This is a genomic window from Micromonospora echinofusca (assembly GCF_017614955.1).
GTDB lineage: Bacteria > Actinomycetota > Actinomycetes > Mycobacteriales > Micromonosporaceae > Micromonospora > Micromonospora echinofusca_A.
This window is the reverse complement of record NZ_WVUH01000220.1, coordinates 1-12,480: the sequence shown is the minus strand read 5'-3', so window position 1 is coordinate 12,480 and position 12,480 is coordinate 1. Positions and strand designations below refer to the sequence as shown.

Genomic DNA, 12,480 nt, shown 5'->3' with positions numbered 1-12,480 from the left:
GGGGTGGTCCTCGTCGCCGGGGCCCGGCTCTATCTGGGTTTCAACCTGGCCAGCGAGACGGTCGGCGCGGTGCTGCTGGGGGTGGCCTGGACGGCGGTGTTCATGGTGGCCTGGGCGACCCGGGACCGGGCGGTCGGGGATGCGCCGCCGGTGGCACCGGTGCCGGTGTCTCCGGGGGTACCGGCGCCGTGACGCCGCCGTCCGGTGGGCACCGGACGGCGGCGTACCCGGGTTCCCGCAGGCGCCCCGGTCAGGAAGCGACGGTCTCCGGGTGGCGGGGCGCGGCGGCCGGTCCGGTCGGCTGGTCGGTTGGGCGGGACAGTGCGCTGGGCCACCAGAACCGGCGGTCCAGCAGCACCGCGATCGACGGCACCAGCAGCGTCCGGACCAGCAGGGTGTCCAGCAGTACGCCCAGGCCGACGATGATGCCGATCTCGGTGAGGGTGACCAGGGGCAGCACCCCGAGGACGGCGAAGACCGCCGCGAGCAGGATGCCGGCGCTGGTGATCACCCCGCCGGTGACCGCGAGGGAGATCAGTACCCCCTGGCGGGTGCCCTCGGTGACCGCCTCCTCCCGGGCGCGGGTGGCGAGGAAGATGTTGTAGTCCACGCCGAGGGCGACCAGGAACAGGAACGACAGCAGCGGCACGCTGGTGTCCAGGGCGGCGTAGTCCAGCCAGCCGGTGAACAGGAAGTTGCTGGCGCCGAGGGCGGCGAAGAAGGTGGCCACCACGGTGGCGACCAGGATCAGCGGGGCCAGCAGGGAACGCAGCAGCAGGATCAGTACCAGCAGGACGACCGCGAGGATGAGCGGTACGACCACCTTCAGGTCCCGGACGGCGGCGTCGCGGGTGTCGAGGTTCGTGGCGACGGTACCGCCGACCAGGGCTTCGGCGCCGTCCACGGCGCCCACCCGGTCGCGTAGCTCGCGGATGGTGTCGTAGCTGGCGGCGCTGTCGGGTTCGGCGGTGAGCACCACGTCGATGGCGACCAGGCCGTTGGCCCGTTCGGTGGGCCGGACCGCGGCCACCCCGGGGGTCGCCTGGGCGGCGGCGAGGACGGGTGCCTCGGCGTCGGCGCGGGCGACGACGACCGTCGGGTCGGCGGCACCGGCCGGGAAGTAGCGGCTCAACGTGTTCAGGCCGTCGATCGATTCGGCCTGTACCCGGAACTGTTCGGTCTTGCTCAGGCCGAGCCGGGCGTCGTACAGGCCGGCGGCGAGCAGGGTGAGCAGGACCAGGGAGCCGACCAGGACCGCGCGGGGGCGGCGGGCGACCAGGTTGCCGACCCGGGCCCAGATGCCGGTGCGGGTGGGGTCGCTCTGTCCCGGCCGGGGGACGAACGGCCAGAACAGACCGCGTCCGCAGACGGCCAGGGCGGCGGGGAGCACGATCAGCCCGTAGACCGCGGCGGTGGCGATGCCGACCGCGCCGGCCATGCCGATCGCCCGGTCGTTGCCGAGTACGGCGGTGAGCAGGGTGAGCAGGCTCAGGCAGACGGTCGCGGCGCTGGCCGCGATGGCCGGTCCGGCGGAGGTCAGGGCCCGCCGCAGGGCCTCCCGACGGTCGGTGCGGCGGCGCAGTTCCTCGCGGTAGCGGGCGATCAGCAGCAGCGCGTAGTTGGTGCCGGCGCCGAAGACGATGACGTCGACGATGCCGGTGGTGGAGGGGTCGATGGTGATGTCGGTGGCCCGGCTGACCATCGAGATGAGCGCGTTGCTGACCACGTCGGCGGTGCCGACCACGGCCAGCGGGACCAGCCAGAGCCAGGGGCTGCGGTAGGTGACGATGAGCAGTACGGCGACCACGGCGACGGTGACCAGCAGCAGGGTGACGTTGGCGCCGTCGAAGGCGGACGCGACGTCGGCGGTGAAGCCGGCGCCGCCGGTGACCTGGGCGGTCATCCCGGCGGGGAGGCCGTCACGGCTGATGGTGCGCAGTTCGTCGACGGTGGTGCCGATGGTCTCGATGCCGGCGTCGGCGGGCAGCGGGACGGCGAGCAGGGCGGCCTTGCGGTCGGGGGAGAAGACCGGCGGGGAGATCTGTCCGCCGCCGGGGGTGCGCTGCGCGATGCCGGCGAACGCGGTGGCGTCGGCGGCGATGGCCTGCTCGTCGGCGCCGGTCAGGGCCGCGCCGTCGCGGGAGTAGACCACCAGGGCGGGGTTGAGCTGGCCGCTGGGCAGTTGGCGTTGCAGTTGGGCGACCCGGACCGAGTCGGCGGTGTCGGGCAGGGCGGCGGTGGGGTCGTTGCTGCTGCGGGCCTCACCGCCGGCGGCGATCAGGCCACCGGAGACCAGTACCGCGAGCAGCAGGACGACCCAGGCGCTCCATCTACCGGTGACCACGCCGGCCAGTCGCTGGCCGGCGGCGCGCAGTGCGCTCATGGGTATCTCCCGATTGTCGAGTATCTTGATAAGCGAGATTATCGGGAGCTGAGTTATGCTGCAACCGCAAGCGAGCCGGCGGGGAGAAGAGTCCAGCGACATGGCAGCCGAGAGCATGTACCGGTCGAGGAGGACCCGACGGGAATGGCTGGCTGCCGAGATCACCGACACGCTCCGGCGGTACTCGATCGACGCGCAGCACATCGGGCACGCCTTCGCCGGCCTGCACGGGCTCAACGCCACCGACCTGCAGGCCCTGATCGCGGTGATGGACGCCGAACGCAGGGGTGCGCCGATCACCCCCGGGCGGCTGGGGGAGGAGTTGAACATCTCCTCCGGCTCGGTCACCGCCCTGGTCGACCGGTTGGAACGGGCCGGGCACCTGCGTCGTGACCGGGACACCGCCGACCGGCGCAAGGTCTTCCTGCACTACGCCGACCAGGGCGCCGCACTGGCCATCGCCTTCTTCCGGCCGCTCGGGCGGCGCAGCGACGACGTGATGGCCGGCTTCACCGACGAGGAACTGGAGACCGTCCACCGGTTCCTCGCCGCGATGGCCGACTCGATGCGGGACCACCGGGACGCCGTCCGCGCGGCCCGGCCCGACCCGGTCCGCCGACCGCCGGCCTGAACCCGGAGCGGTATCGCTGCTCCGCGTCGCGATTCGCCGTCCTGGTGGCCGCTGCTGCCGTAACGTCCGAGGCGGTGGACGCCGTCGGCCCACCTGCTCGTGCCGCGCCCGGCTCGGCCGGGGCGGGGTCGCGCGGTGACCCGGACCGGCGGGCGACGCAGCGACGTGACGGGGGGAACGACATGACCAGGGCTCCGGAGAACCTCCTGGCGCTACGCCGGCTGTTTCTCGATCACTTCGACGACCTCACGCCGGCGTCGCTCGGCATCGTCGGCGACGAGGACCATGTCGGCGGCTACCACTGCGGCTCGGACCGGGTGGTGACCGACGACTACTCCGTGGTCGAGTCGCCCCGGGACCGGGCCGGGTTGACCGACCACGCCGCGGCCCTCGACATCGGCAGGTTCGACGTACAGGTCGCCGGCCAGACCCACGACCTGCGGACCTTCTCCCGCTGGCTGGTCGCCCAGTGCGTGGAGAACACGGTGGACAGCCAGGACATCCGGGAGGTCATCTACTCACCCGACGGTCAGGTGGTCAAGCGGTGGGACCGGCTGGCCAAGCGCGACACCGGCGACAACTCGCACCGGATACACACCCACGTCAGCTTCTTCCGGGACGCCATCAAGGCGAACCGTGACCAGCGACCCCTGATCCGCCGCTACCTGGTCGAGATCGGACTGGTGCGCGAACCGGTGCGCCGCCCCGCCGGTTGACCGCGCGCCGCACCGAACCGGCCCAGCGCTGCGGAGAATCACTGTCGGTTGGATCGATCGGCCTTGTGGATACTCCCGGGCCGTCTCCGGAGAGTCTGCCCGCGCGTCAACCGTGGGTGGACCGAGCAGTCGGGTTCCGGTCTCAGAAAAGCATCCCTGAGCTGGTCTTATGTCGCTGCCCGTGGATAGGGTTGCCCTATCGGTGCGATGATGCGCACCGATGTGTTGGGGTTTGCGAGGCGCCTGCCGCTCCGTTGCAGGGTGACCTTGGACAACCCGAATCAATACTCACCGTAATGGTGAGGGGAAGTGAAGGGGGCCGTATGACCGAGGCTCCAGCGAACCTGCTCGCCGTCCGCAGTCTGCTCCTCGACCATCTCGACAACCTCGCGCCGGCAAGCGTCGGCATCGTCGGCGACGCGCACCACGTCGGCGGCTACCACTGTGGCTCGGACCGGGTGACGACGAACGACTACTCCGTGGTCGAGTCACCCCGCGACAGTTCCGGCCTGACTCGCTACGCGTCGGCGATCGACATCGGCACGTTCTCGGTGACCGTCGCCGGCCGCAGCCACAACCTGCGCACCTTCTCCACCTGGTGCGTGGCCCAGTGCACGGCCGGCACCGCCGACACCCAGGACATCCGGGAGGTCATCTACTCGCCGGACGGTGTGGTGGTCCGGCGGTGGGACCGGCTGGCCCGACGCACCACCGGGGACAGCAGTCACCTCACCCACACCCACGTCAGCTACTTCCGCGACGCCACCAAGGCCGGTCGGGACGAGACACCGCTGTACCGCCGCTATCTCACCGAGATCGGTCTGCTCCCCAAGGAGGACGACATGCCCACCGTCAGCGAGATCTGGGGCGCCCAGTTCGGCAGCGGCGACAGCCGCCGGACCGCCGGGCAGCTGCTCGCCGAGGCACGTAACGCCGCGGTCAGCGCCGAACAGAAGATCGACCTGCTCACCCAGCAGGTCGCCCAGCTCCTGGTGCGGGACTTCACCGACGAACCGGCCATCGTGGCCGGGGTGCTCGCCACCCTCACCCCGACGGCGATCGCCTCGGCGATCCCGCCGACCCTGGCCCAGCAGGTCGCCGACGAACTGGCCCGTCGACTGGTCAGCTGAGCCCGACGGGCAGGCCCGGCGGGGCGGTGACCGGCACCGCCCCGCCGGCAAGCACTACATCGGCCGGACGTTGTCCGCCTGCGGGCCCTTCTGCCCCTGCACCACCTCGAACTCGACCTTCTGGCCCTCGTTCAGCTCCCGGTAGCCGCTGGAGGCGATCGCCGAGTAGTGGACGAAGACGTCGGGGCCGCCACCGTCCTGCTCGATGAAGCCGAAGCCCTTTTCCGAGTTGAACCACTTGACCGTGCCGGTTGCCATGCATCTCTCCCTGTGCCAGGCGGGAGATCCCCGGCGGCGTGCCGGTGATCGCCCCGTACGCCCCTGACAGTAGCGACCCGACGCGGAACATGCGGGCCGAAGCGGCGGGTCGCCGTGCCGAACCTCACCCCGATGGCCCTGCCGTGCGGCATGCTTGCGCTGATGGAGACCCTCACCGACGCCGCTCTGGCCGACCTGCGGCGCAAGGTCTCCGCCGGAGACGACGGGCTCGACCGGCTACGGCTGGTGGCCGCGCCGTTCGTCCCCGAGGTCCGGTTGCACCTCGCCGAGGACGCCATCGTCTGGTGGGCCCGGATGGAGGCCGAAGTGGGACACCGGCTGCCGCCGCCGTACTGGGCCTCGGTCTGGGCGGGCGGGCAGGCCCTCGCGCGGTACCTGCTCGACCATCCGCAGGTGGTCGCCGGGCGGCGGGTACTCGACCTGGCCACCGGATCCGGTCTCGCCGGCATCGCCGCCGCCCTGGCCGGTGCCGCGTCGGTCACCGCCAACGACATCGACCCGTACGCCGCCGCGGCCGTCGCGCTCAACGCCGGGGTCAACGGGGTACGCGTCACCTGCGCCGACGGTGACCTGCTGGACTCCGTACCCCGGACGGACCTGCTCCTGGCCGGGGACGTCTTCTACGACGCCCCGATGGCCGCCCGGGTCCTACCGTTCCTGGAACGCGTCGCCGCCAGCGGGGCGGCGGTGCTGGTCGGTGACCCGGGACGGGGGCACCTACCGGTGGACCGGATGCAGGTGGTGGCGAGCTACCGGGTACCGACCACCGAGGCGTTCGTGGACGGTCCGGTGCCCCGGGTGCAGGTGCTGCGGCTGGCGTGCGGAGCACCCCTACCCGGGGAAATCCCCTGATCGAAGATCAGGGGGGATCCGGGTGCCGCGCCCGATGCCGGCACCGGCCGCAGCCGCATAGCGTGCGGGTATGCAGGACCAGCTGACTCGGATCGGCGAGCTGCCCCCGGGGCTGCTCATGACGGCGCTCGGGGTGGTGATGCTGCTCGACGCCATCCCGCTGGTCGGGGTGCTCGTCCCGGGTGACGTGGCGGTGCTCGCCGTGGTCGGGGTGAGTCGTCCCGCCGCCGGCGTGGGCGCGTACGCCGCCGTGGTCGCCGGCTGCCTCTCCGGCTGGTCGATGACGTTCCTCGCCGGCCGGCTCTTCGGTGACCGGATGCGGCACAGCCGGGTCGGCTCGTGGATCGGCGAGGCCCGGTGGACCGCCGCCGAGGGTGTGCTGCGCCGGGGCGGCGGCCGGATGGTGCTGGTCGCGCCGTTCCTGCCGGTGTTCAACGCCCTGCTGCCGTTGGCCGCCGGTGGCCTGCGCATGTCGTACCGGCGGTTCCTGGCCAGCGCGGCCCTCGGCGCGGCGCTCTGGACCGGGCTCTACGTCCTGCTCGGCAGTCTCGGTCGGGTCCTCGGCGGGCTGCTGCCCGGCGGGTCGTTCGCCATGGTCGGCACGATGACCGTCGGACTGCTCCTCGGCGGACTGGTGCTGCTGGCCACCCGGCGCCGGCTGCGTGCGGTGACCGCCACCGGCTGACCGACCCGGACCGAGACCAGACCACCGAACAGGCCACCACCCGGTACCCGGAGCACTAGCGTGGGCGGCGGACGGAGGAGGCCGAGGTCTCCGCCGGGGATCCGACGCAAGCCGAGCACGGGGGTGTCGATGCGTCGTCGGTCGAAGCATGGTCTGGTCTGGGCGGCTGACCTGTGGCTGCGACAGTTCCGGCGCCGCTGGCGTACCCGCCGTGAGCGGCACGTCGAGCGGATCCGGCGCCGGGACCTGGACCAGCGGGCCAGCGGCAGACTGGGCTGGCGGTACCACCGCAGGCTGCGGTGGGCCGTCATGTTCTGTGCTTCGGTGCTCCTGCTGTGGACGCTGTACTCCGTGGTGCTCGTGGTCCTGGGCAGGGAACCCGGCCTGCTGCGCATCACACAGTGGTGCTCCGGGGACGGTCCACGGGGGTACTACTGCGGGCAGGTCCAGGAGTTCGTGAAGGCGCCGCTGTACGTGGCCCTGGGCCTGGCGGTCTTCCTCGGCGGACGGTACCTCCTGGTCGGTCGCTGGTACCGGCGCAACGCCCTGGAGAACCGCCAGATGGTCATGCCCAGCGCCGAACGGGACATCGGTGACGTTCGCATCGTCGGTCGCGACGAACTGTGCGAACTCATCATCGCGCGGCTGCGGGACAACCACACCCGGCGTCCCCTGATCCTGGTGGGCGGGATCGGCACCGGCAAGACCGCCACCCTGGTACGCCTCGCGGAACTGCTCGCGAGCACCGACGTGGTACCGATCGGAATCGAGCTGCGCGGCGTCAACACGCCCGGCGAGCTGAACTTCCGGCAACTCGCGCGCACCCGGTTCCAGCAGACCATCGACACCCAGCTGCGCGCCGAGGGGGAGGCGGACAAGGTGTGGCGGCGGCTCTGGCTGGAGAACCGGCTCGTCGTGCTCGCCGACGGACTGGAGGAGGCCCTCGCCGACGCGGTGCAACCCTGCGACCGGGACAGCATGGTCCGGGCCGCGATCGCGGACGCGGTCCGGGAACGCCTCCCACTGGTGATCGCGTCCCGTCCGGAGGACCCGCTGCGCGGGTTGAACGCGCTGCTGCTCCAACTGGAACCCCTGGCCGAGGGGGCCGCACTGGAGTACGTGCGCGCGCACGGCCGCCGCGACGACCCGGGGTTCCGGTGGGACCGGATCAGCACCCTGGTCAAGGCGGCCGACGTCGCCGACTCCCCGTTCCACCTGCGGGCCATCGGTCAGCTGTACCAGGTCGACCGCCTCGACGGGATCCAACTGTGCGGCCGGGGCCGGGCCGAGGCGCGCTGGAAACTGCTGGAGGAATGGTGTGCCGCGATGATCGCCGGGGACCTGTACGAGGACTACGGCGTGCCGCAGACCGAACGGGGCGACGCCATCGAGGTCCTGTCCGCCCTCGCCTGCATCGGCCTGCGGAACAACCGGTTGGTGGTGCGGACGGCCGAACTGACCGGCGGCACCGGTGGCCCGGACGCCGGCCGGCGGTGGATCCTGGCGGAGCTGAGGTCCCGGCTCCGCAAGATCGACCCCGACAACCCGCAGGACGTCGGGCTGGCCGAGACGGCGGGCGTGGAGCTGAACATCGTGGTGAAACACCAGGACGGGGTGCGCTTCCAGCACGGGGTGGTCCAGGCGTACCTCGGTGCCCGCTACCTGACCGCCGCGCTGCGGGACGACGCCTTCCTGGAGTACGCCTTCACCCGCAACGACGGCCCCGGTCGGGAACTGCTCACCGCGTTGACCCTCTACCCGCAGAGCGACGGCACCTTCGAACGGCGGGACGGACGCTCGCAGCGGCCACTGCACCGGGGCTGGCGCCGGCTCAGCGGGTCCCGCCGCCGGTCCGGGGACACCGGTCCGGGTGCCCGCGACGTGCGGACCACCCGGTTCCGGTCGACGGTGCTGGTCCACCGGCTCCGCGCCGAGGCCGTCCGGACCGGCAACCGCACCCGGGCCCTGGAGATGTTCGCGGCCGCCCTGGAGATGGACGCGGCCACGGGACACGCGTTCCACCGGAAGCTGGCCGACACGATCCGGGATGCCTGGCCGCGGTACCAGGGGGACGGTTCGATCACCGACCGACCGCTGGAGGACGCGAAGATCGCCCTGGTGTACCGGTTCGGTGCGGCCGCCCGCCTGACCCAAGACAGGTCCCGCGCCGCGATCGTCCGGCGGGTGTGGCCGAGACCTGGTCCGCAGTACCGCCAGTTGTTCCAGATGATGGGCGCGGAGACCTCGTACCTGCCCCGGCTGGTGGCGGCCCGGGAACTCGCCCGGGGCGGCAACGCCACGGTCCAGGCGTTGCGCGACCTGCTCGACGAGACAGCCGACCGTCCCGACGGGCGGTCCGGACAGCACCGGGAGAGCGCCCAGCAGCTCCGGACCTGGCTGGCCCCGGCGCTGTTCCTGTTCGCCTCCGGAGAGCACCCCGGCGACGAGCCCGACTGGCTCGACATGGCCGGCAGGAACCTGCAGCACTGGGTGCACCGTCTGGCCACCGACATGTCGGACGGGGCCCGCATCTACGAGATCACCCTGGCGCAGGGTTTCCGGCTGGCCGCCAACTGCCGCTGGTATCCACCGCACCGCAGCCTGCTGGTGGAGGAGGCCGAGAAGGCACTACGGCACTCCCGCTTCTGGTACTCGCACCTGGTGCTGATGCAGGCACTCACCCTGCTGGCCCTGCCCAGGGACCCGGCGGAGGGCCTGCACGAGCGGGGTCACGGGTCGGATCCGCGTGGCCTGGTGAACTACTGGACCTCCATCGCCGGTGGCGGCGAGCCTGCCCCGCACCCGGGCAGCGAATCGGAGCACCCGCTGATCGCCGAAGCGGCGGACCTGTGCGTCGAGGCACTCATCGACCGTCATCCGGAACGGCACCTGTGGGTGGACGAGCGGGAGATCGTCGGGCGGGTGGGGTCGGTCAGCCCGCAGCCCGAGATCCGCCGGGCGCAGGATCTGTGGCTGCCCCCGTCGTTGGGCTGGGGTGTACTGGAGCCCCGGGCGCAGCGGCTGCTGGCCGACGTGATGCTCCTGCTCAACCTCGCCGACCGGGGCCGTGACCACCTGGAGCGGGCGCGTCGCCTCAGCCGGGCGAGTCGGTCCGACCTGCCACCCTGTCTCACCATCGACCGTACCGCCATGCGGGTCAACCTAAGCCGGCGGCAGGCGCACGACGTGCAGCCCGGCTCCACCTGCATCGACGACTGCCCGTTCCGGCTGTGCCCGCTGCCGCCGAAGGGGGACGAGTTGCCGTACCAGATGGACGAGACGTTCTGTGCCCGGCAGATCGATCTCGTCGGGCACTGGTACCACTCGCCGGGACGACCGGCGTGGCAGGTGGTCAACCGGGACGACCTGCGGACGTTCTGGCGGGAGATGTCGGAACGGATGGACCCGGCCTGGCGGAAGTGAACCGCCCGCCACCGGCCGCGAAGTCACCGGTCCGCCCCAGCAGCGTCGATCTTGCAGTTCCGGCCCCCGCATAATTTCCAAAAGGGGCAAAATTGGGGCCCGAAGTGCAAGATCGACGGATCGTGTCGTGCGACGAGGCGGATTCTGGCCGGGGACTGCGCGGCAGCGACGGAGCTGATCGTCCCTACCGCAGTCGCCTATCCGACAGCCGGCCCACAGAATCCACCCCAAGCAGCAGCATGAATCTGGTCCCACCAGACCAAGGAGAACAACCTTGACGTACCCGCCCCCGCAGGCTGGCGACCCCTACGGTCAGCCGCCGCCGGCCGAACAGCCCGCCAGCGCGCCGAACCCCGCCGACATGAGCGTCGGCACCAACCGGAAGCCGCTCATCGTCGCCGGGGCCGGCGTACTCGCGTTGCTGATGGCCGTCACCGTCGCCTACGCCGTCTACGACGGCTACCTCCGCGAGGACTCCGGCGTCGCCGCCTGTAAAGCCATGCGCGACGGCAGGGGCATCAACGGAAACGACGGTGGCAACCGCGACAGCAAGCTCACCGAGGCCGAGTACCGGGAGGCGCGGGAACTGTTCGAGGACTCCCGCCACGCGGACATCCGCGAACACGGCACCGCCCTGCTGGATCTGGTGTGGCAGATCAATCAGCTCGACGACGACAACGAGATGAGCGCATTGGCGTTCATCGGTCCGATGGGGGCCCACATCGCGGGCCTGCAGACCGCCTGCGCCAACCAGGGTGTGATCGTGAACCTGCGCAACGACAGGTAGCCGCCGGCAGCGGCGAAGCCGCCCACCCGACCCGGGTGGGCGGCTTCCTCCGCTCGGAACCGCCGGGAGCCGGCGCGGACCCGGCCGGTCTCACCAGCCCCGGGCGCGCCACTCGGCGAGGTGCGGGCGCTGCGCGCCGATGGTCGAATCCTTACCGTGCCCCGGGTAGAACCAGGTCTCGTCGGGCAGCCGGCCGAACAGCTTCTGCTCGACGTCGTCGATCAGGGACGCGAACCGCTGCGGATCCCGGTCGGTGTTGCCGACCCCACCCGGGAAGAGGGAGTCACCGGTGAACAGGTGCGGGATACCGTCCGGGTCGCGGTAGAGCAGCGCGACCGACCCCGGGGTGTGCCCGGCGATGTGGATGACCTCCAGCGGACAGTCACCGACGGTCACGGTGTCACCCTCGGTGAGGGTCTCGGACGGGATGGGCAGCCCCTCGGCGTCCGCGGCGTGCACCAGCGACCGTGCCCCGGTGGCGGCCACCACCTCCTCCAGCGCCACCCAGTGGTCCATGTGCTGGTGGGTGCTCACCACGGCGGTCAGACCCGCGTCGCCGACCAGCTCCAGCAGCCGGGGTGCCTCGTTGGCGGCGTCGATGAGCAGCTGTTCCCCGGTGGCCCGGCAGCGCAGCAGGTAGGCGTTGTTGTCCATCGGTCCGACGGAGACCTTGGTGATGGTCAACGCGGCGAGGTCGCGGACGTCGGGCGCACCACCGGTAGTGACGTCTCCGCTGTAGGCCATGTGGTCCTCTATCTCCAGGGCGGGGGAGTGGGCAGGGGCCCGTCGGGCGTGACGGTGAGCATAGCCCCGGATGATCGACCGACCAGCCAGGCGGCCAGCTCGGCGGCCGGGCCGGTGACCGTCGGTGCGGCCGTCCGGTCACCGACCACCAGCTCGTGCGTGCTCCCGTCGAAGCGCAGCACCATCGACGGTGCCGCCGCGTTCCCACCGAGGTCGGTCGTCACCTCGTGCAGCAGCCGGTGCGCGAACACCTCCGGCCAGTCCGCCGGCTGGTAGCCGGCGGCGAGATCCACATGGTGCACCTCCACCTCCCGCAGCCGGCTCCAGACCAGGGTGGCCGCCAGCCGGGGACCGCCGCTGGCCTGGACGGTGGCGGCCCAGGCCCGGGCCGGCATGGCGGCCACCGCCTCGGCGAACCGGTCGGCGCTGCGGCGCAGGTCGTCCAGGTGCGCCGCGGGTGGGCGGGCCGCGTCGGCGACGATGTCCGCCTCCCGGGCGGCCGGCGACGGGTACGCCGGGATGTGCTCGCCGGTCCGCGCGGAGGTGAGCAGGTTGACGTGGGCGTCGGCGTTGCGGGCCAGGTGGGCCAGGACGTGCCCCCGGGTCCAGCCGGGCAGCAGCGACTCCCCGGCCAGCGCGGCCTCGTCGAAGGTGGCCGCGGTACGCAGCAGGCGGTCGGTGGCGCTGTCCACCTCACCGATGAGCAGTAGCGGGTCAGCCGTCACGCTCCGACCCTAACCGTCCCGGACGGTGCCGCCAGGGAAATAGCTTTCCGTGTTCGGGCCGGCCACCTACCGTCTGCCCCGGATGCGTCGCCGCACGGACGGGGGTGGTGGGGTGCCGGTCGGGG

At 71.9% G+C, this 12,480-nt stretch carries 11 protein-coding genes and 1 pseudogene; 8 read left to right on the top strand and 4 right to left on the bottom strand.

All coding sequences use genetic code 11. The features are described from left to right. A pseudogene (locus GSF22_RS22290) lies at nt 1-192 on the top strand (DedA family protein); the annotation flags it as partial. A gap of 58 nt (nt 193-250) precedes the next feature. Here the strand turns inward: GSF22_RS22290 and GSF22_RS22285 are convergent. Further along, on the bottom strand, nt 251-2,383 hold the full coding sequence (locus GSF22_RS22285; RefSeq protein ID WP_208815682.1) for an MMPL family transporter: 2,133 nt from the start codon (nt 2,381-2,383) through the stop codon (nt 251-253). A gap of 115 nt (nt 2,384-2,498) precedes the next feature. On the opposite strand from GSF22_RS22285, the gene GSF22_RS22280 reads away from it, so the two are divergent. The 3 genes from GSF22_RS22280 (at nt 2,499) to GSF22_RS22270 (ending at nt 4,860) form a co-directional block, all read left to right on the top strand. Then, nucleotides 2,499-3,014 carry a MarR family winged helix-turn-helix transcriptional regulator gene (locus GSF22_RS22280; protein WP_208815684.1) on the top strand — a complete coding sequence of 172 codons (516 nt, stop codon included), beginning with the start codon at nt 2,499-2,501 and terminating at the stop codon, nt 3,012-3,014. 182 nt (nt 3,015-3,196) lie between these two features. Then, nucleotides 3,197-3,730 carry a hypothetical protein gene (locus GSF22_RS22275; protein ID WP_208815681.1) on the top strand — a complete coding sequence of 178 codons (534 nt, stop codon included), beginning with the start codon at nt 3,197-3,199 and terminating at the stop codon, nt 3,728-3,730. 323 nt (nt 3,731-4,053) lie between these two features. Beyond that, on the top strand, nt 4,054-4,860 hold the full coding sequence (locus tag GSF22_RS22270; RefSeq protein ID WP_208815680.1) for a hypothetical protein: 807 nt from the start codon (nt 4,054-4,056) through the stop codon (nt 4,858-4,860). A gap of 54 nt (nt 4,861-4,914) precedes the next feature. Here GSF22_RS22270 and GSF22_RS22265 read toward each other — a convergent pair whose 3' ends face one another. Continuing rightward, entirely contained in the window at nt 4,915-5,118 is a 204-nt protein-coding gene (locus GSF22_RS22265; protein ID WP_208815679.1) for a cold-shock protein, read from the bottom strand. A gap of 162 nt (nt 5,119-5,280) precedes the next feature. On the opposite strand from GSF22_RS22265, the gene GSF22_RS22260 reads away from it, so the two are divergent. From GSF22_RS22260 to GSF22_RS22245, 4 genes are all read left to right on the top strand, one after another. Continuing rightward, on the top strand, nt 5,281-5,991 hold the full coding sequence (locus GSF22_RS22260) for a class I SAM-dependent methyltransferase (RefSeq protein WP_244368154.1): 711 nt from the start codon (nt 5,281-5,283) through the stop codon (nt 5,989-5,991). 70 nt (nt 5,992-6,061) lie between these two features. Next, complete coding sequence (locus GSF22_RS22255) at nt 6,062-6,676, top strand: DedA family protein (RefSeq protein WP_208815678.1); 615 nt, start codon at nt 6,062-6,064, stop codon at nt 6,674-6,676. 129 nt (nt 6,677-6,805) lie between these two features. Beyond that, nucleotides 6,806-10,099 carry an NACHT domain-containing protein gene (locus GSF22_RS22250; RefSeq protein ID WP_208815677.1) on the top strand — a complete coding sequence of 1,098 codons (3,294 nt, stop codon included), beginning with the start codon at nt 6,806-6,808 and terminating at the stop codon, nt 10,097-10,099. 274 nt (nt 10,100-10,373) lie between these two features. After that, nucleotides 10,374-10,886 carry a hypothetical protein gene (locus tag GSF22_RS22245; protein WP_208815676.1) on the top strand — a complete coding sequence of 171 codons (513 nt, stop codon included), beginning with the start codon at nt 10,374-10,376 and terminating at the stop codon, nt 10,884-10,886. A gap of 90 nt (nt 10,887-10,976) precedes the next feature. Here the strand turns inward: GSF22_RS22245 and GSF22_RS22240 are convergent, their stop codons facing one another. Both GSF22_RS22240 and GSF22_RS22235 read right to left on the bottom strand, forming a co-directional pair. Beyond that, on the bottom strand, nt 10,977-11,630 hold the full coding sequence (locus GSF22_RS22240; protein ID WP_208815675.1) for an MBL fold metallo-hydrolase: 654 nt from the start codon (nt 11,628-11,630) through the stop codon (nt 10,977-10,979). An 8-nt stretch (nt 11,631-11,638) separates the two neighbouring features. Further along, nucleotides 11,639-12,355, bottom strand: a complete 717-nt coding sequence (locus tag GSF22_RS22235; RefSeq protein WP_208815674.1) for a maleylpyruvate isomerase family mycothiol-dependent enzyme — start codon at nt 12,353-12,355, stop codon at nt 11,639-11,641. Between the last annotated feature and the right edge of the window lie 125 nt (nt 12,356-12,480).